Source organism: Luteibacter mycovicinus, assembly GCF_000745235.1.
In the GTDB taxonomy this organism is placed as follows: Bacteria; Pseudomonadota; Gammaproteobacteria; order Xanthomonadales; family Rhodanobacteraceae; genus Luteibacter; species Luteibacter mycovicinus.
On sequence record NZ_JQNL01000001.1, the window covers coordinates 2518812 to 2534444 of the forward strand.

At 64.3% G+C, this 15633-nt stretch carries 16 protein-coding genes and 1 pseudogene; 8 read left to right on the forward strand and 9 right to left on the reverse strand.

What is annotated here, in order from left to right; all coding sequences use genetic code 11:
- The 4 genes from FA85_RS11115 to FA85_RS11130 form a co-directional block, all read right to left on the reverse strand.
- The gene (locus tag FA85_RS11115) at positions 1 to 408 is read right to left on the reverse strand and encodes a hypothetical protein (protein WP_239739918.1); all 408 of its coding nucleotides are present in this window, start codon (positions 406 to 408) and stop codon (positions 1 to 3) included.
- 153 nt (positions 409 to 561) lie between these two features.
- Positions 562 to 999: an acetyltransferase gene (locus tag FA85_RS11120; protein WP_036116698.1), complete on the reverse strand. Its 438-nt coding sequence runs from the start codon at positions 997 to 999 to the stop codon at positions 562 to 564.
- 108 nt (positions 1000 to 1107) lie between these two features.
- Positions 1108 to 2202, reverse strand: a complete 1095-nt coding sequence (locus tag FA85_RS11125; protein WP_036116695.1) for a zinc-binding dehydrogenase — start codon at positions 2200 to 2202, stop codon at positions 1108 to 1110.
- A 453-nt stretch (positions 2203 to 2655) separates the two neighbouring features.
- On the reverse strand, positions 2656 to 3264 hold the full coding sequence (locus FA85_RS11130) for a TetR/AcrR family transcriptional regulator (RefSeq protein WP_036116693.1): 609 nt from the start codon (positions 3262 to 3264) through the stop codon (positions 2656 to 2658).
- A gap of 88 nt (positions 3265 to 3352) precedes the next feature.
- On the opposite strand from FA85_RS11130, the gene FA85_RS11135 reads away from it, so the two are divergent.
- Positions 3353 to 3829, forward strand: coding sequence for a VOC family protein (locus FA85_RS11135; RefSeq protein WP_036116691.1), 477 nt, complete (start codon positions 3353 to 3355; stop codon positions 3827 to 3829).
- 157 nt (positions 3830 to 3986) lie between these two features.
- On the opposite strand, the gene FA85_RS11140 is transcribed toward FA85_RS11135, so the two are convergent.
- The 3 genes from FA85_RS11140 to FA85_RS11150 form a co-directional block, all read right to left on the reverse strand.
- Positions 3987 to 4271 (reverse strand): hypothetical protein, encoded by a 285-nt coding sequence (locus tag FA85_RS11140; protein WP_036116689.1) that lies wholly within the window; start codon positions 4269 to 4271, stop codon positions 3987 to 3989.
- Between the two features lie 92 nt (positions 4272 to 4363).
- Entirely contained in the window at positions 4364 to 4648 is a 285-nt protein-coding gene (locus tag FA85_RS22660; protein WP_051944101.1) for a redoxin domain-containing protein, read from the reverse strand.
- A 224-nt stretch (positions 4649 to 4872) separates the two neighbouring features.
- On the reverse strand, positions 4873 to 5505 hold the full coding sequence (locus tag FA85_RS11150) for a DUF4410 domain-containing protein (RefSeq protein WP_036116686.1): 633 nt from the start codon (positions 5503 to 5505) through the stop codon (positions 4873 to 4875).
- A 216-nt stretch (positions 5506 to 5721) separates the two neighbouring features.
- Between FA85_RS11150 and FA85_RS22740 the strand changes: the two are divergent.
- The 5 genes and pseudogenes from FA85_RS22740 to FA85_RS11170 form a co-directional block, all read left to right on the forward strand.
- Positions 5722 to 5853 (forward strand): annotated as a pseudogene (locus tag FA85_RS22740) (AraC family ligand binding domain-containing protein); the annotation flags it as partial.
- A 105-nt stretch (positions 5854 to 5958) separates the two neighbouring features.
- Positions 5959 to 6426 carry a helix-turn-helix transcriptional regulator gene (locus FA85_RS22160; RefSeq protein ID WP_197056530.1) on the forward strand — a complete coding sequence of 156 codons (468 nt, stop codon included), beginning with the start codon at positions 5959 to 5961 and terminating at the stop codon, positions 6424 to 6426.
- Positions 6427 to 7043: 617 nt separating this feature from the next.
- The gene (locus tag FA85_RS11160; RefSeq protein ID WP_051944097.1) at positions 7044 to 8060 is read left to right on the forward strand and encodes a two-component system sensor histidine kinase NtrB; all 1017 of its coding nucleotides are present in this window, start codon (positions 7044 to 7046) and stop codon (positions 8058 to 8060) included.
- Positions 8053 to 9438, forward strand: coding sequence for a nitrogen regulation protein NR(I) (ntrC, locus tag FA85_RS11165; protein ID WP_036116684.1), 1386 nt, complete (start codon positions 8053 to 8055; stop codon positions 9436 to 9438). The genes FA85_RS11160 and ntrC overlap by 8 nt, the downstream gene beginning before the upstream one ends.
- A 5-nt stretch (positions 9439 to 9443) precedes the next feature.
- The gene (locus tag FA85_RS11170; RefSeq protein WP_036116682.1) at positions 9444 to 9899 is read left to right on the forward strand and encodes a GNAT family N-acetyltransferase; all 456 of its coding nucleotides are present in this window, start codon (positions 9444 to 9446) and stop codon (positions 9897 to 9899) included.
- 42 nt (positions 9900 to 9941) lie between these two features.
- Here FA85_RS11170 and FA85_RS11175 read toward each other — a convergent pair whose 3' ends face one another.
- Together FA85_RS11175 and FA85_RS11180 are read right to left on the reverse strand one after the other, a co-directional pair.
- Positions 9942 to 12410 carry a sensor domain-containing protein gene (locus tag FA85_RS11175; RefSeq protein ID WP_051944095.1) on the reverse strand — a complete coding sequence of 823 codons (2469 nt, stop codon included), beginning with the start codon at positions 12408 to 12410 and terminating at the stop codon, positions 9942 to 9944.
- Positions 12411 to 12485: 75 nt separating this feature from the next.
- Positions 12486 to 13610 carry a hypothetical protein gene (locus FA85_RS11180; protein WP_036116680.1) on the reverse strand — a complete coding sequence of 375 codons (1125 nt, stop codon included), beginning with the start codon at positions 13608 to 13610 and terminating at the stop codon, positions 12486 to 12488.
- Positions 13611 to 13800: 190 nt separating this feature from the next.
- Here FA85_RS11180 and FA85_RS11185 point away from each other — a divergent pair, with 190 nt between their 5' ends.
- Both FA85_RS11185 and FA85_RS20935 read left to right on the forward strand, forming a co-directional pair.
- The gene (locus tag FA85_RS11185) at positions 13801 to 15087 is read left to right on the forward strand and encodes an acetyl-CoA C-acetyltransferase (protein ID WP_036116676.1); all 1287 of its coding nucleotides are present in this window, start codon (positions 13801 to 13803) and stop codon (positions 15085 to 15087) included.
- An 18-nt stretch (positions 15088 to 15105) separates the two neighbouring features.
- Positions 15106 to 15633, forward strand: coding sequence for an energy transducer TonB (locus FA85_RS20935; protein ID WP_051944093.1), 528 nt, complete (start codon positions 15106 to 15108; stop codon positions 15631 to 15633).

Below are 15633 nucleotides of genomic sequence, written 5' to 3' on the forward strand. Positions count from 1 at the left end.
TCACTCCCTGGCGGCTTCGTCCCTGTGCTTTCGTTTGAGGTAAATGATCTGACCGGTGATGCCGGCGATCAGCAAGGCAGCGTTACTCGCGATGAACACAGGGTTCTTCACGAGAACGCTGTAGACGAGATAAAGCAGCGAAGCCGCCATCTGCCCGATGAAAAGCCATTTCGAAACGCCCTCGACGGTGGGCGCGTGCGCCTGTCGCCAGATTTGTCGCCCGATCGTCCCGAGCAGTATCAGGGAGGCGAGCCAGCCAAGCGGCTCCGGGCTCATAAGGTGGGCGGCGATGTCCATGATGTCTCCGAATCGGGAGAGACAGCAGTAGCAGCGGCGATGTGCGCGATCCATCACGGCGATGCAGCCGCTATGCAGACAAACGGTCGAGCCGCTGGCTGCCTCCGGCATGGCGGCCAGGTTCCTGTGATCTGCCCGGAAGATGGCAGGACGGTCGAGATGGGTGACGGGTCCTTGCCACTTGCTACCGTCGGCACAGGCTAGAGTCGACGTTCCGCCGTTTTCCCCGAAGCAAAAGCTTAGGGGCGATTCACCATTACAGCGCTAGCCGGGCAGGCTCAGGTGCAGCAAGGGGAAGGGGCGGCCCTCGCCGTCCAACGGAGAACGACCTGTTTGAATAAACCCGTAGTGTAAATAGAACCCTACCGCTTCGGGGTTCTGTTCATTCACATCAACACTCATCTGACTGTGCGACTTGCGGACATGATCCAGCAGCGCACGTCCAATCCCTTTGCCTCGCAGATCTGGTTCGATGAAGAGCATTTCTACGTGGTTTTCATTGAGCCCGATGAACCCTAGCGGGCAGTCCTCGGCATCTACCGCGACCCATAGTTCAACAGCGAGTAGGTAAATATCACGGAGCTGAGGAAGCAATACCTCAATATCGGATTCTTGCAGGAAGTGATGCGTGGCGCGAACGGAGAGCAGCCAAATGTTGAGCAGTTGCGGATGGTCGGCGTTAGTAGCCTGTCGAATGATCATAAAATCATCCATAACACCTGATATCGGAAATGAGGCGCGCTAGTAGATAGCGACCGTCTTAGTGTTGCCTACGCGCTCAGGCAGGCCGTCGACGTGGGTACCGCCACGTCAGGCCGTTCCTCCACGGTCCGGACGAAGCACCGTTAGTTTGTGCGGACCCGAGACTTCGGCGGCGTGTGCGACTGCTGCGTTAGCATCGTCGAGCGCGAACTCCGTCACGTCGATATGTGCCAGATCGACAAGCCCTGCGCGCACCATCCGGATCATCGCGGGGATCGCCTCACGCGAGTACATCCAAACGCCACGCAAAGTCGTTTCGTTGTGCATCAGCCAATTATAGTTGATACCCAGATCGCCTTCCTTTCCGCGCAGCCCGCCCATTAAAATAACGCGACCGCCGAGCCGCACCGACAGCGCAGCCGCGCGCACCAGCGTTGCCGAGGCTTCGCGCGGCAGGATATCAAACACCATGTCAATCGGCGCGCCCGCGGCTACGACTATCGCGCGACGATCGATTTCTTCGACGCCTGTCATTGCCACTGTCCTGACCCTGTGGCCGAAGCGACTAACCAGTTCGGCTAGCGTTTGCTCATTGCGACCGGTTGCCACCACTGTCGCCGCGCCCATGCCAAGCGCCACCGCGACAGCCGCGCTGCCGAAACCACCGGTAGCACCATTCACAACCAGGGTTTCGCCCGCCGAGAGCGCGCCGGCACGCAGTCCACCATAGGGCACCAGGAACTGGCCCAGTGCAGTCCACTTTCCCGCGTCGGCCGCGTCGATGTCACCGATGCGGGTCACGTTCTCTGTCGGGACCAGTACCTGCTCGGCGAAGGTACCGTGATGATAAAAACGATGGAGCGGTAGCGCGGCTGCGGTACGGTAGGTCCAGCCAAGAAGAATCTGCTCAGGCTCCGCGATTTCGTCGCGCGAGCGAATCGTAGCATCAATATAGACCCAGTCCCCGGCCTTTAGCTTGGTTGAGTCTGGCCCGGTCTGGCGCACGCGACCGATGCCGCCGGCTCCCGGCGCCACGGGGGTTTCCAAGAGATAGTTGCGAGAGCCATTGAAGACGCGCGAGGCGTAGCTCGTCACGGCGGCAGCGGCGACATCCACGATAACCTCGCCCGTCCCGAGTTTAGGATCGGGTAAATCGCGGATCTCAAGTGGCGCGCCGAAATCGGCAAGGACTGCAGCTTTCAATATGTGACCTTCCGGGGCTAGGACGTGGGCTGATTTTACAGCCTTCCAGATCCAAGGTTCAGCTGGGAAGCAAAGCTGGATTATGTTTAAAACCGTACGCTCGTGGCCCGTGCGGTTTCAGCTGCAGCCACTGTCACGATTGCGTCCTAGCTGGCGAAGTGTGAGTGGATCACGCGCTGGCTGTATTCGATGTCGTGGGCCAGCCATCGGATAGTTACAGCCGGCTAGCCTTCGCTCGGCGATCTCGCGATCCGTCGTGGCGATGCGTCACTTCGCGGGCGTTGATGGTCGTCATCCGCATGCGATCTGAACCGCGCTCGCGTGCCTATTGCCTTGCGCCCGCAACCATCGTCTGAACGAGAACGCCCTTCTGCTTCGGTCGATCAACGGCCCGAGGTTCAGGATATTGGACGCGGCCGTCCAACGGATCAAGCCCGACCATGCCTGGCGGCGCTATCTCGCCTGTGCCAACCCCAGATAGCCGTAGACAGCGCGCGCAACGCGCAGACGCAGACGCACTTCGTCGGTTTCGCCGCGTTCGCCCGCGGCATCGACGATACCCCGTGTCATTGCGAAGATGTCCCCTGCCATCACTCTCGGCGCCTCTTCCGTGTCGACCGGCAAGCGCGTCAATATTTCCGTGATTGTGCCCGTCAGCCGCGCAGCCAGTCCCTCCTGCTGGTCGCGGAGGGGAAGACGTTGTTCCTCGAAGTCGAGAATACGTGCCAGTTCGGGGCGACGAAGCTGGTGCTTCACGCAAGCTCCGATCAGGTGATCGAGAGCCGCACGACTATCGGCCACCGGGTCCGGATATTCCATGCTGGCGAGGAAGATTCCGGTCTCACGATCCAACAATGAGGCGGTCAGAGCATCCTTCCCCGGGAAGTACTGGTAGAGCGAACCGACGCTCACCCCTGCCAGCTCGGCCACCGCGTTGGTGGTGTAGCCGTCGAGTCCACGAGTCTCCAAAATGCGAGCCGCGGCCTCTAGGATGACCCTCACGGTTTCGGCGGATCGCGCCTGCGCAGGTGTTTTACGGGGTTTGACGCGCGGCGTGGTCATCGCTGCTCCCTTTTCGAACGCGAGTTGCTGAAGCGAGCTTATATTCGCATCCTTCTCGCATCAGCAGCAAAAAGAAAGCGAGATCGTCATGACCCCCGTATGCACCCCCACCAAGTTCAACCACATGAGCTTTCCCACGCAGGACGTCCTTGCGACTTCGACCTTTTTTGAGCGCTATCTCGGCTTTTCCGCATCGATGACGACGCCGAACTTCGCGATCCTGAAACGCCCTGGTTTCGACATCGTGATCGAGCGCGCGGCATCGGATGCGCCTACCGTGAAGGCTCTTGGCGCCTCGCGGAGCAACGCGTTCGCCGATTGCGTTGGTGAAAGTCCGACGGAAGCAACATGGCCGATGGCCTTTCATATAGGCCTCGAGCTCCCGACCCTGGACGATGTCCGCGCGTTACGCGACCAGCTCGCCGCGGATGGTTTCGATGCCGAAACCGAGATCTTCAATAACGATCGCGGATCGCGCTTCTTCCTGCGCGCGCCGGGCGGGGTGATGGTCGAATTCACCACCCGCGCGGATGCCGCCGAGGAATTCCGCGGCACCTTCAACTGAGCGGGCCGGGGCGATCCGATCCTTCGCGACGACGACCCTCCCGACGCTCCAGCATCACCTGGAGATGGCAAAGCGCCTGCCGTCGAGGTAAGGCGTCGGAGACAAAGCGGTGGCAGCGGCGACGGCACGGGCTTGCGTCGCTGCCACCGGTGTAACGCTAGTCCGACAGCTGGTCGCGCCAACGCAGAAGCAAATCGACGATTTCCGCATCGTGCTTTCGGTTGGCGCCTACGCCCATCTGTTCGGTATTCAACCAGTGCAGGTAGTCGGCAACATCGCTGCCATCGGTGGTGGCTTTGAGTAGCTGGAAGGTCCGGGGGACGTAGCTTTCGTATTCGTCTCTGGCCTCGGGAGTATCAGAGACGCCGAGTGGGTCCCAGTGGTAGTGCAGAACTTCGTCGATGCGTCGCAGGAGTTGTTCGTCGTTGAGCGACATGTTCATTGGGATTGGCCTTGCGGGTTCCGTCTGGACAAAACAGCATAGTTCGATCGACATGGACACCAAAGTCGGGCTTGGGCGATAGCCGCTAAAGATCAACGGCTCGCGACGACCAGTTGCTCGGGGTCCAGGATGCGCCTTATAACGCCATTTCTTAGCTCGACGGCTAAGACAGGAAAGCGCTTGCGCCTGCCCTGCAGAGTCATGGGCAGCTTGATGGCCTCGGCCAACGCACAGCGCGCGTCGCTCAGGAGCGGAAAACGCAAGCCTAACCTTTCGGCCGAAGTCATCTGAATGCCTGTTGTCTGCACGCTGATGCCGTACACATCGATCCCGAGCCGCTTAAGCAGTGGCAGCGCCTGATTGAAAAACAAAAGCATGTCCGTTCCACTCCGGATCGCAAATGCACTGTCCAATTCGTCGCTGATCGAAATGTCCTTCGGAAGCGCAATCGCGTAGAAAAGTAGATAAGCCCGGCCACGCAGATCTCCGAGATCGACAAGAAGGCCGCCTGTAGATCGGAGTACGCACGCGGGAAAAATAGCTCCAATATCTAGCCCCCCAACGAAGGCGGTAGGAAGACACAGGGTTCGCGGTGGTGTTATCACGGCGACGAGGCTCCCGCAGGGGCTTGTGGAGACACGGTACCCCGAGCCGGATACGGCCAATGCTGCTCCGCGAAATACAGGGCTACCTGCTTATCGATGGCGGCGCTCGTCTCGGCAACCTCGGTATCCAGCCCGTCTCGGCTCAAGCTCCGCAGCGCCGGGCCGATCAATCCGCCGCTGGGCATCCCGCCCGACGTGCTGGTCGATTGAAAGGACAGCAAGCTGACTGGAACAGCATGGTTCGGGTCCATAAGCGCGGTGTTTACGCGTAATTCCGCCTTTCCAGCACCATAGCCCACCCAAAGGCGCAGGGCTCTGCTGCCAGTGCGGATGTCGACAATGCGGTTTCTCAGGATCAAATCAGGATGCGCGTCGGGCGGAACGACCCTCAACGCGTGGGCACCAAAAAGCCCGGTAAGCTTTTCATCTAGCGCTGCGGCCGTCACGTGCGCGGACGCACGCTGAGCTTCAGGGGTTTCGTGGCGTGGAGGGGTACTAAGCTCAACCTCGGTGACCACCGCAATGGTTCGAGGCGAGGCAAGGATGGAGTCGCCGGAGGAGTCGATGTCGTGCACTTTGGTGCCCGCACATCCGGCGAGAAAAGCAACGCTTATGGCGACGCTCGACATATGGAGAAGTCGGGAAGGGAGGGGGCGCATGTAGGTCCATCGTGGTGACGGGAAGCTCAGTGTCTTCGTTAGCCGAACGGCCCGCGACGTGAAAACGACGCGTAATGTACAATTTCGGGCCATATGCCAGCGCAACCGTCACCTTCCCCCCTTCCATCGCTGGATTCGCTCAGCGACGGCGCCTTGCACATAGCGCGCAGCTCAGACCAAACGCTGATGAACCTCGCGCACTCTCATCCCCACGGCGAGTTGTTTCTGCTCCGATCGGGGCATTTGACGTCCCAAAGCGAGACTGGGCACTGGTTAATTCCCGCTGGCCAGGTCTGCTGGATTCCTCCACACGCGCCGCACGGCGCAGACAGCGTCAACGTTGTCTGGACCCGGATTCACCTTGCGAACAATCTTTGCCTGTCGCTGCCAGCGCACCCGTGCGTTTGGACCTCGACCCCGCTCATGCGCGCCGTTATCGATAAGCTTGCGGAACGACCAGGCCTCGTAAGCTCGCTGTCTCCAGCGGATGAACGGTTGCTGATGGTGCTTTTCGACGAGCTGGCTGTCGCTCGAAGTGCGGCCATTGTGCTTCCCATGCCTAAATCACCCACTCTCCGCGCCATCGCCGCCGGATGGCAAAGGGCGCCAGGTGATATGTCTGGGCTGGATGACCTTGCTGAGGAGTCCAACATGTCCCGCCGGACCTTCACCCGCTCCTTCAAGCAAGAGACCGGGATGTCGGCCGGTCGCTGGAGACAGCTTGCGCGGCTCATGCGCGGACTGGACCTCCTGCTTGCTGGGGTGTCAGTTACCGACGCCGCAATGTCCGTGGGATACGACAGCGTGAGCAGCTTCGTTGCTTTGTGTCACAGACACACGGGTATGAGCCCGAAGGCGCTGGCCGAGGCTGTTCCACAAATCCCGAACTAAGATCGATTGCGGGGTACCGCGACATTCGCGACCCAGTTGGGCCAGCACCTGTTGGAAGTTGACCCGGGCGCAGCGGTCGGCAACGGCACACGGCCTTTGGGCGTGCGAGGTACCTGCGCCGGTCATGGCGTCCTGGGCTCGTGCGTCGCGGCCGACGCGCCCTACTGGACATCGGGCGCGCAAGGGGCTCCGGCCGGGCATGCGGCGCGGTCGCGCCCATGCTCACAGCGAGGGGCGTTCCGACGCACATGCCGCGCGCGAAAGACCTCGACGTAGCGGGCAGTGAAGTCGCTCATGGCCCCCGATGGGACAACAGCGCCGCGGCGGAATTATCACTTCAATCGTGGGACCGGCAGCGGCGCCTGAGTGCATTCATAAGTCTGAGAAGCCACTGCTCGTTGAAGCATTCATCGCGTAGCCAAAGCAAACAATGCGGTTTCGGCAGCGAAGGTTTGCGCGCCCGCGCCCATTTTTTCAGAAGGGCTGACGAAGCGGCGCGATTTCTATGAATCTGACACCAAGGTTGGTCCCACTCATTCAACCTTTGCTGTCTTGTCCAGTCATCCCCCGGAATTTATCCCATTGCGCCAACCCCCGCCTCTCCCTACATTGGTGCAATGCATGCACCCGATCAGGCAGACCTCTTAACCCTCCTGGGCACCGGCCTGGCGGTCGTTTCCATCGACGGCCGCGTGGCATGGATCAACCCCGCGCTCGGCGAATTCCTCGAAGTCGGCCCACGGACCGCCATCGGCCAGCATCTGACCGCACTGATGCGCGAGCCCGCGCTGGCCGGCCAGATCGACCGAGCCGCCCTGGAACGGCGCGCCTACAACCTCCGCGCCGTCACCTTTGGCGTGGCCCGGGGCCGCGAAGTCACCGCCGATCTGATCCTCCAGCCCCTCGACGACGGTCGCGTCCTGATCGAAGTGCACCCGCTGGCGCCCGACCTGTCGACTAATACCGGCACGCCGCTCTCGGCCACCCTGCGCGGTTTCGCCCACGAGGTGAAGAACCCGCTGGCCGGATTGCGTGGCGCCGCCCAGCTGCTCGAACGCCGCGTCGTCGACCACGACCTCCGTCAGCTGGCGCAGATGGTGATCTCCGAGGCCGATCGTCTCGCCGCACTGGCCGACGGCCTGCTCCGGCACGGTGGTGCCGCGCGCCTCGGCCCGGTCAACGTCCACGAACTGCTCGAACGGCTGGAAGGCCTCGTCGTGGCGGAGGTCGATGCCCCGCGCGTCCGCCACGACTTCGATCCCAGCCTGCCGGACAGCGTCGGCGACCCGGATCGTCTGCTCCAGGTCCTGCTCAACCTCACCCGCAACGCCAGCGAAGCGGGTGCGTCGACGGTCGTCCTGCGCACGCGTGTCGAACACGGCGCGCGTCTGGGCGAGCGCACGGTGCGTGCGGCGCTGCGGGTGGACGTGATGGACGATGGTCCGGGCGTGGCCGACGACTTACGCGACTCCCTGTTCCAGCCGCTGGTCTCCGGGCGCGCCGACGGCACGGGTCTCGGCCTGGCGCTGTCGCGCGAAATCGCGCTCGAACACGGCGGCGACCTGCGCTACACGAGCCGACCCGGCGAGACCGTGTTCTCCCTGTACCTTCCGATGGAGCGGCACCATGACTGAGATCTGGATCGCCGACGACGATCGCGGCGTGCGTTTCGTCCTGGCGGAAGCCCTGCGCGACGCGGGTCATACGGTGCGCGAGTTCAGCGCGGGCGAGGCGGTACGTGCGGCGCTGCACGAGAGTCGTCCCGCCTTGCTGGTGACCGATGTGCGCATGCCGGGCGAGAACGGCTTGCGCCTGCTCGAAGACCTCACGCGCCGGAACATCGGTCCCGTGATCGTCATGAGTGCGTATACCGACGTGGCGACGACGGCGGCGGCGTATCGCGCCGGAGCGGTCGACTATCTGGCCAAGCCGTTCGATCTCGATCAGGCGGTGGAAGCGGTCGAGCGCACACTCGCCGCCGCGCATGAAGAAGTCGTCCCACCGCCGCCGCGCACCGACGAGCACGCCCTGCTTGGCGAGAGCATGGCGATGCGCGAGGTGTTTCGCCTGATCGGTCGTGTCGCGGCCAGCGACCTCAATGTGTTGATCACCGGCGAGACCGGCACGGGCAAGGAACTGGTAGCCCGTGCGCTGCATGAAGAGAGTGCGCGAAACGGCAAGCCCTATGTCGCGCTGAACACTGCGGCCATTCCTTCGGAACTGCTGGAAAGCGAGATGTTCGGCCACGAAGCGGGTGCCTTTACCGGTGCCACGCGCCGCCACGCCGGACGCTTCGAGCAGGCGGAAGGCGGCACGCTCTTCCTCGACGAAATCGGCGACATGCCGATCGGTCTGCAGACGCGGTTGCTGCGCGTACTCGCGGGCGGCGAGTTCTACCGCGTGGGCGGGCGTGAATCCATTCGCAGCAATGTGCGCATCGTCGCGGCGACGCATCAGGATCTGGATGCGCGGGTGACGCAGGGCCTGTTCCGCGCGGATCTGAAACATCGCCTCGACGTGGTTCGTATCGAACTGCCTTCCTTGCGTCAGCGTCGCGGCGATATACCGCTGCTCGCGCGCCATTTCCTCGCCAGGGCGGCGGCCGAACTCGGCGTGCCGCCGAAGCGCTTCTCGCGCGGGGCCATGAAACTCGTCGAGCAACGCGACTATCCCGGTAACGTCCGCGAACTGGAAAATCTGTGCCGCCGACTGGCGGTCGTGGCACCCGGGCTGGAAATCCTCGCGGGCGATCTCGGCAACCTGCCGGCACGCGAAACGCGTAGCGCGGAATGGACGGACGCGCTGCGCCTCTGGGCGCAGGACGCGCTCGCGCAAGGCGAGGTGGACGTCCATGCGCGTGCCCGCGATGCTTTGGACAAAACGCTGTTGCAGGTGGCGCTGGTCGCCAACGACGGACACCGGCAGCATGCCGCGGCGGCGCTCGGTGTCGGCCGCAATACCCTCACACGCAAACTCGGTGCGTCGCGCAAGCGACGGCCCTCCAACGGATAAGACACATGAGCCTGGACATTCGCCGCGCGGGTCCCGAAGACGCCGACGCGATCGCCGGCTGGAATATCGCCATGGCGTGGGAGACGGAGGAAAAGCGGCTCGATCCGGAGGTGATCGGACGAGGCGTGCGCGCGGTGTTCGATGAGCCGCGGCGGGGCTTCTATCTTGTTGCCGAACTGAACGGCGTGGCCGTGGGCTGCCTGCTCGTCACGTACGAGTGGAGCGACTGGCGCTGCGGCGATTTCTGGTGGGTGCAGAGCGTTTACGTGATCGCCGAGGCTCGCCGGAACGGGGTGTTTGCCGGGTTATACCGGCACGTGAAGGCGATGGCCGAAGGCGCGGGTGCGGTGGGTCTCAGGCTTTACGTGGAGCTGGAGAACGAGCGCGCGCAGCGGACCTACGCGGGACTGGGGATGGAGCGGTGTCATTACTTCATGTATGAGGCGGCGTTGGGGCGGTGACGGGCTGATATCGCCAGCAGGCTGGCTCGTGCAAAAGCCGCTTCAGGTGCCGGTGACCCGCAAATCCCCGGTATCCACCGCCGCGATCCGCGCCTCGAATTCTTTCGCGGATACCCCCTTCCCGAAGAGGAAGCCCTGCATCAACGGGCAGCCGGCATGGCTGAGGAAGCGCGCCTGCTCGTTGCTCTCCACGCCCTCCGCAAGCACCTGCTTGTTCATCCCCCTGCCCATCGCGATGATGGCGCTGACGATGGCGGCACTGTCGTTGTCGACGGCGACATCGCGGACAAAGGCACGATCGATCTTCAGCGTGTCGATGGGGAAGTGCTTGAGGTACGACAGGCTGCAATAGCCCGTACCGAAATCGTCCAGGCTCAGCAATACGCCCAGCGACTTGATCCGATGCAGCAGCGCCGCGATGTGGTCGCCGCCTTCCATGACGGTGCGCTCGGTGAGTTCCAGCTCGAGCAGCGTCGGATGGATGCCGCTGTCGGCAATGATTCCGCTGAGCGATTCGAAGAAGCGAGTGTGCTGAAACTGCAACGCCGAGACATTGACGGACACCGACAGCGGCCGATAGCGGCGCGTCCAGATCTCCGCCTGGCGGCAGGCTTCGCGCAACGCCCATTCGCCGATCGGAACGATGAGCCCGCAATCCTCGGCCACCGGGATGAACTGCTCTGGCGTATACACATCCTCGCCGTTGACCTGCCAGCGCAGCAGCGCTTCGGCACCGACGATGCTACCCAGGTCCACGTCGACCTTGGGCTGGTAATGCAGGCTCAGCTCACCGCGGGCGAGCGCCTTGCGCAGTTCCACCTCGATGCGCACACGTGCGGTGTTCCGCTCGTTCATGCTGGGGTTGAAGAACCGGTATCCGTTGCGGCCCTGCATCTTCGCTTCGTACATCGCCGTGTCGGCATTGCGCAGCAGGGACTCGGCATCCGGTGCGTCGTCCGGATACACGCTGATGCCGATGCTGAAGCTGATCGTCAGCGCGGAGGCGTCGACGCTCACCGCCTGGCTGCAGGCGGCGAGCACTTTCTCCGCCACGAGGCTCGCATCCGACGGTCCGTCGATCAGCGGGAGCAGCACGACGAACTCGTCACCGCCGAGGCGGCTGACCGTGTCATCGGAGCGCACTGCCGCACGGATGCGCCGCGCCACTTCCTGCAGCAGCGCGTCGCCGGCGGCGTGGCCCATGGTGTCGTTGATCTGCTTGAAGTGATCGATGTCGACGAAGAGCAGCGCGGCGCGCTGGTTGCGACGTGACGCCACCGTCGCCGCGAACTCCATGCGCGACTGCAGCAGCGCACGGTTGGGCAGACCCGTCAGCGTGTCGTGATGCGCCAGGTGCGCCATCTTCAGCGCCAGCGCGCGCGTCTCGCTCACGTCGTGAAACACGACGACACCGCCGACGACGTTACCGGTGTGGTCATGGATCGGCGCCGCGGAATCCTCGATCGGGCTTTCGAAGCCGTTGCGATGAATGAGGGTCGCATCGGTGGTCAGGCCGACGATGGCGTTCTTCTGCACGGCGGCGATCAGCGGATTCGGAATGGGCAGGCCCGACAGCGTCTCGCGTAACTGGAAGATCTCGTCCATCGGGCGCCCCACCGCTTCGTGACTCGTCCATCCCGTCATCGCTTCGGCGATGGGGTTGAGCGAGGTCACGATCATGTCGGGATTGGTCGTGATGACCGCATCGCCGATGGACTTCAGCGTGACCTCGGCCAGCTCGCGCTCGCGGAACAGCGCGTCCTCGAAGGCCTTGCGCTCGCTGATGTCCTGCACCTGCGAGATGAAGTAGAGCGGCTCGCCGTGTTCGTCGCGCACCAGCGACACGCTGAGCATGCCGTGCACGGTGTGACCGTCACGATGTACGTAGCGTTTTTCCATCGTGTAGGACGGGCGTTCGCCGGCCAATACCATCCTGACCAGGGCCAGGTCGGCTGCAAGGTCGTCGGGGTGGGTGACGGCCTGGAACGCGGAAGCCAGCAGTTCGTCTTCGCTGTAACCGAGCATGGTGCACAGCGCCTCGTTGACCTGCAGCCAGCGACCGTCGGGGAGGACGAGCGCGACACCGATCGACGCGTATCGGAACGCCAGCGCGAACCGCCGTTCGCTCTCACGCAACCGTGTCTCGAGCGCGCGACGTCCGGAGATATCGGCGAGCACGATGGACACGCCGAGCAGTTGCCCGGCCTCGTCTCGATCGGGTGAGAACGTCGCCTGTGCGTAGCGGCCCGGGGTCGTGTGAGCAATGCCCAGGTCGCCGACCAGCGGCTCGCCGGTCAACACCGCACGGATGCCGCCCGCGATCGCCTCGTTCATGGGGGCCGGCAGGCGATCTTCCGCGCGCTGCCCTGTGATCCCATCGGACGTCACGTTCATCCACGCAAGGAACGCGGGGCTCGCATAACGAAAGCAGCCATCCGTACCGACGTAAGCGATCATCGCCGGTGCACGGTCGAGGAGGTACGCGGGCCAGTCGGTGGTATGGGTGTTCACGTTCGCCCACTCTAATGGGTCGAACTGCCCGCGTATATTCGGACTCGGCTTAAATGTGAAGCCTTGCCGCCGCCTTCAATGCAGCGCCGGAGCCGGTGCCGTAAGTGCGCCGTCGGCGTCCAGCATGATCCGGCCCAGCGTGTGCACTTCACTGTCGGTACCGTACCGATCGGCCAGCGTCTGCAGCAGCGGAGTCAGCGCGTCCGGCGCCAGCGGGAAGCCGTGCGCCAGAACGCGGGCCTTGCCGGGAACCGGCTGGGCGATCGTGATCGCCGCCATGCCGAGACCGGCCGCCTCGTGTGCATAGATACGGGGCGCGGCGGCGGACGGGTCCGCGTCGGCCATCGTTTCGATCAGGAAACCCTCGGTCGCCGGCATGTCCTGCATCACCAGGTGCACGTGATGGGCGGCGAGCAGCGCGGCGTACTGGCGCAGTTCGAACAGCGTGCCCGCCAGCTCGTGAGCGGCGTTGCTACCCTTGTTCGCGTCGCGCGCGAACCAAGCGGCCAGACCCGGGATCTCGACACGTCCTTCGGTGTAGCGCAGCGGCAGGCCGCGGGAGCCGAGGGCCGTCTCGTCCTTGTAAGGCGTCAGCAGCGCGGCTTCGAGCATCGTCCAGAGCGGCGCCAGATTGACGTGCTCGTACTGCACGCAGGTCAGCGCCAGCAGGTCGTCGCGGGTGAGGTAGCGGGCGTGCTCGAGGCGCATGCCCAGCGTGCGCATCAGGAAATCCGACGTCGCGGTACCGGCCTCGCCCTTGGCGGCCAGTTCGCGCTCCATGGCCTGGGACAGGTCTTCCACCTGGTCGGCGGGCACGAGCAGCATCCACGGAATCAGCCGCATCGGGCCGCCGGCGAAGTGCGGGTCCGGCACCAGCGGCTGGGCCGGCATATGGCCTTCGTGCGTGCCGAAGGCGATCACGCCACCGGCGGTGACGACGCGCGGCACCCGACGGGCCAGTTCTTCCAGCGTGGCCAGCACCGGGAAGCCGGGGCGAAGCAGCTCGACGCCGTCGAACAGGGCGCCGGCCAGCGCGAAGCGCGAGGCCTCGACGCCGGGCAGCAGGGCGCGCAGGTCGTCGGCCACCAGCGCGGCGAGGGTCTGCGCTTCGTCGCGCGTTAGCTCGAGGCGATCGGGCATCTCGCCCCCGGCCAGTTCGAGGGCCAGGACAGCGGGGCAGGCGATCAGCGACTCGTTCACGGCGGCGTTTTCCGAACGGCAAAGGAACGCGATTCTATCATTGCGACCCGGCGGGCTTTCGCCGGGACGGGATGCGGGTTAGCCTTGCCGATACGCGTTCGTCGGCGATCGTCGGCGTCCGCGATCCCTTCGCCTTCGATCCGGCCCGCCGGTCGGGCTCCCACTTCGATCTGGACAGTCCCTCAAAAGCATGGAAAAGACGCAAAAGCGTGTGGGTGTGGTCGGCGGCGTCCGCATTCCTTTCTGTCGTAACAACACCGCCTACGCGGATGTCGGCAATTTCGGGATGTCGGTGAAGGTGCTCGGCGCGCTGGTCGAGAAGTTCGGCCTGCACGGTGTGGAGCTGGGTGAGGTCGCGATGGGTGCGGTCATCCGGCACTCCTCGGACTGGAATCTGGCGCGTGAAGCGCTGCTCTCGTCCGGCCTGGCGCCGACCACTCCGGGTATTACCTCGGCCCGTGCCTGCGGTACCTCGCTGGACAACGCCATCCTGATCGCCAACAAGATCGCCACGGGCCAGATCGAAGCGGGCATCGCCGGGGGCTCGGACACCACGAGCGACGTGCCCATCGTCTACGGGCAGAAGCTGCGCAAGCGTCTGCTGGCGCTCAACCGCGCCAGGACCCTGAAAGAAAAGCTGCAGGTCGCCACGCGCGGCTTCAAGCTCAGGGAGCTCAAGCCGTCCTTCCCCGGCGTGGCCGAGCTGCGCACCGGCAAGTCCATGGGCGACCACTGCGAGCTGATGGCGAAGGAATGGAAGGTCGGCCGCCTCGAGCAGGATCAGCTGGCCCTGGCCAGCCACCAGAAGCTGGGCGCCGCTTACGACGCCGGCCTGTTCGACGATCTGGTCGTGCCCTTCCGCGGTCTGAAGCGCGACGGCTTTCTGCGTCCGGACTCCACGCTGGAAAAGCTCGGCTCGCTGAAGCCCGCCTTCGACCGGACGTCGGGTCAGGGCACGCTGACCGCCGGCAACTCCACCGGCCTGTCCGACGGCGCCGCCGCCGTGCTGCTGGCCAGCGACGAGTGGGCCGCCGCGCGTGGCCTCAGCATCCAGGCGTATTTCACCCATTCCGAGGTCTCGGCCGTGGATTTCGTCCACGGCGAAGGCCTGCTGATGGCGCCGACGGTGGCCGTGCCGCGCATGCTCAGGCGTGCGGGCCTGACCTTGCAGGATTTCGACTTCTACGAAATCCACGAGGCGTTCGCCGCCCAGGTGTTGTGCACATTGCGTGCATGGGAAAACGACGACTATTGCCGTAACCGGCTGGGCCTCGAGGGTCCGCTGGGATCGATCGACCCCGCAAAACTCAACGTCAACGGTTCCAGTCTCGCGTCCGGTCACCCGTTCGCGGCCACGGGTGCGCGCATCGTCGCCACGCTGGCGAAAATGCTGGAGCAGAAGGGCTCGGGCCGTGGCCTGATCTCGATCTGCACCGCGGGCGGCATGGGTGTGACGGCGATCCTCGAACGCCCCTGATCCTGCTCCAGAGTCCGCATGTTCGCACTTCGCACCAGTACTTCCCTCAGTGCCCTTGGGCTCGTGCTCGGCATCGCCGGTACGAGCTGGCTCACCGCGCTCACGTACGAGCGCGCGCCCGCCACACGACCGTTCGCCGAAGTGGTGATGCCCGAAGCCATGCCCTTGTCGTCCAGGCCGGTCGCCAGGCCCCGCGCGCGGCCGGAGTCCGTCGCGGCGGTGAGCCGCCCGGCGCCGATGCCGCCACGCGTCGCCGCCACGCCACGCCATGTGCCCGAAGCGCTGGTGCCGGTCTATACGCCGTCGCCGCGTTATCCGATGTCGGCGCTGCGCGCCAATCGCGAAGGCCAGGTCATCCTCAGTGTGACCGTCACGCCCGAGGGCGATGTCGCCGAGGTGTCCGTGGGGCGTTCCAGCGGCGACATGGATCTGGACCATGCGGCCGAAGAAGCCGTGCGCAACTGGCGCTTCGCCAGTGCGGAGAACCGTGCCCCGCGCTACACCGCCGACCTCCCGGTCCGTTTCGAGCTCACCCGCCCTTACTGA

What these genes read in the sequence shown, in the direction of transcription:
- FA85_RS11115 (WP_239739918.1), bottom strand. Translation starts at nt 408, where the DNA reads ATGCCGGAGGCAGCCAGCGGCTCGACCGTTTGTCTGCATAGCGGCTGC.
- FA85_RS11120 (WP_036116698.1), bottom strand. Translation starts at nt 999, where the DNA reads ATGATCATTCGACAGGCTACTAACGCCGACCATCCGCAACTGCTCAAC.
- FA85_RS11130 (WP_036116693.1), bottom strand. Translation starts at nt 3,264, where the DNA reads ATGACCACGCCGCGCGTCAAACCCCGTAAAACACCTGCGCAGGCGCGA.
- FA85_RS11135 (WP_036116691.1), top strand. Translation starts at nt 3,353, where the DNA reads ATGACCCCCGTATGCACCCCCACCAAGTTCAACCACATGAGCTTTCCC.
- FA85_RS11140 (WP_036116689.1), bottom strand. Translation starts at nt 4,271, where the DNA reads ATGAACATGTCGCTCAACGACGAACAACTCCTGCGACGCATCGACGAA.
- FA85_RS22660 (WP_051944101.1), bottom strand. Translation starts at nt 4,648, where the DNA reads ATGCTTTTGTTTTTCAATCAGGCGCTGCCACTGCTTAAGCGGCTCGGG.
- FA85_RS11150 (WP_036116686.1), bottom strand. Translation starts at nt 5,505, where the DNA reads ATGTCGAGCGTCGCCATAAGCGTTGCTTTTCTCGCCGGATGTGCGGGC.
- FA85_RS22160 (WP_197056530.1), top strand. Translation starts at nt 5,959, where the DNA reads ATGCGCGCCGTTATCGATAAGCTTGCGGAACGACCAGGCCTCGTAAGC.
- FA85_RS11160 (WP_051944097.1), top strand. Translation starts at nt 7,044, where the DNA reads ATGCATGCACCCGATCAGGCAGACCTCTTAACCCTCCTGGGCACCGGC.
- ntrC (WP_036116684.1), top strand. Translation starts at nt 8,053, where the DNA reads ATGACTGAGATCTGGATCGCCGACGACGATCGCGGCGTGCGTTTCGTC.
- FA85_RS11170 (WP_036116682.1), top strand. Translation starts at nt 9,444, where the DNA reads ATGAGCCTGGACATTCGCCGCGCGGGTCCCGAAGACGCCGACGCGATC.
- FA85_RS11185 (WP_036116676.1), top strand. Translation starts at nt 13,801, where the DNA reads ATGGAAAAGACGCAAAAGCGTGTGGGTGTGGTCGGCGGCGTCCGCATT.
- FA85_RS20935 (WP_051944093.1), top strand. Translation starts at nt 15,106, where the DNA reads ATGTTCGCACTTCGCACCAGTACTTCCCTCAGTGCCCTTGGGCTCGTG.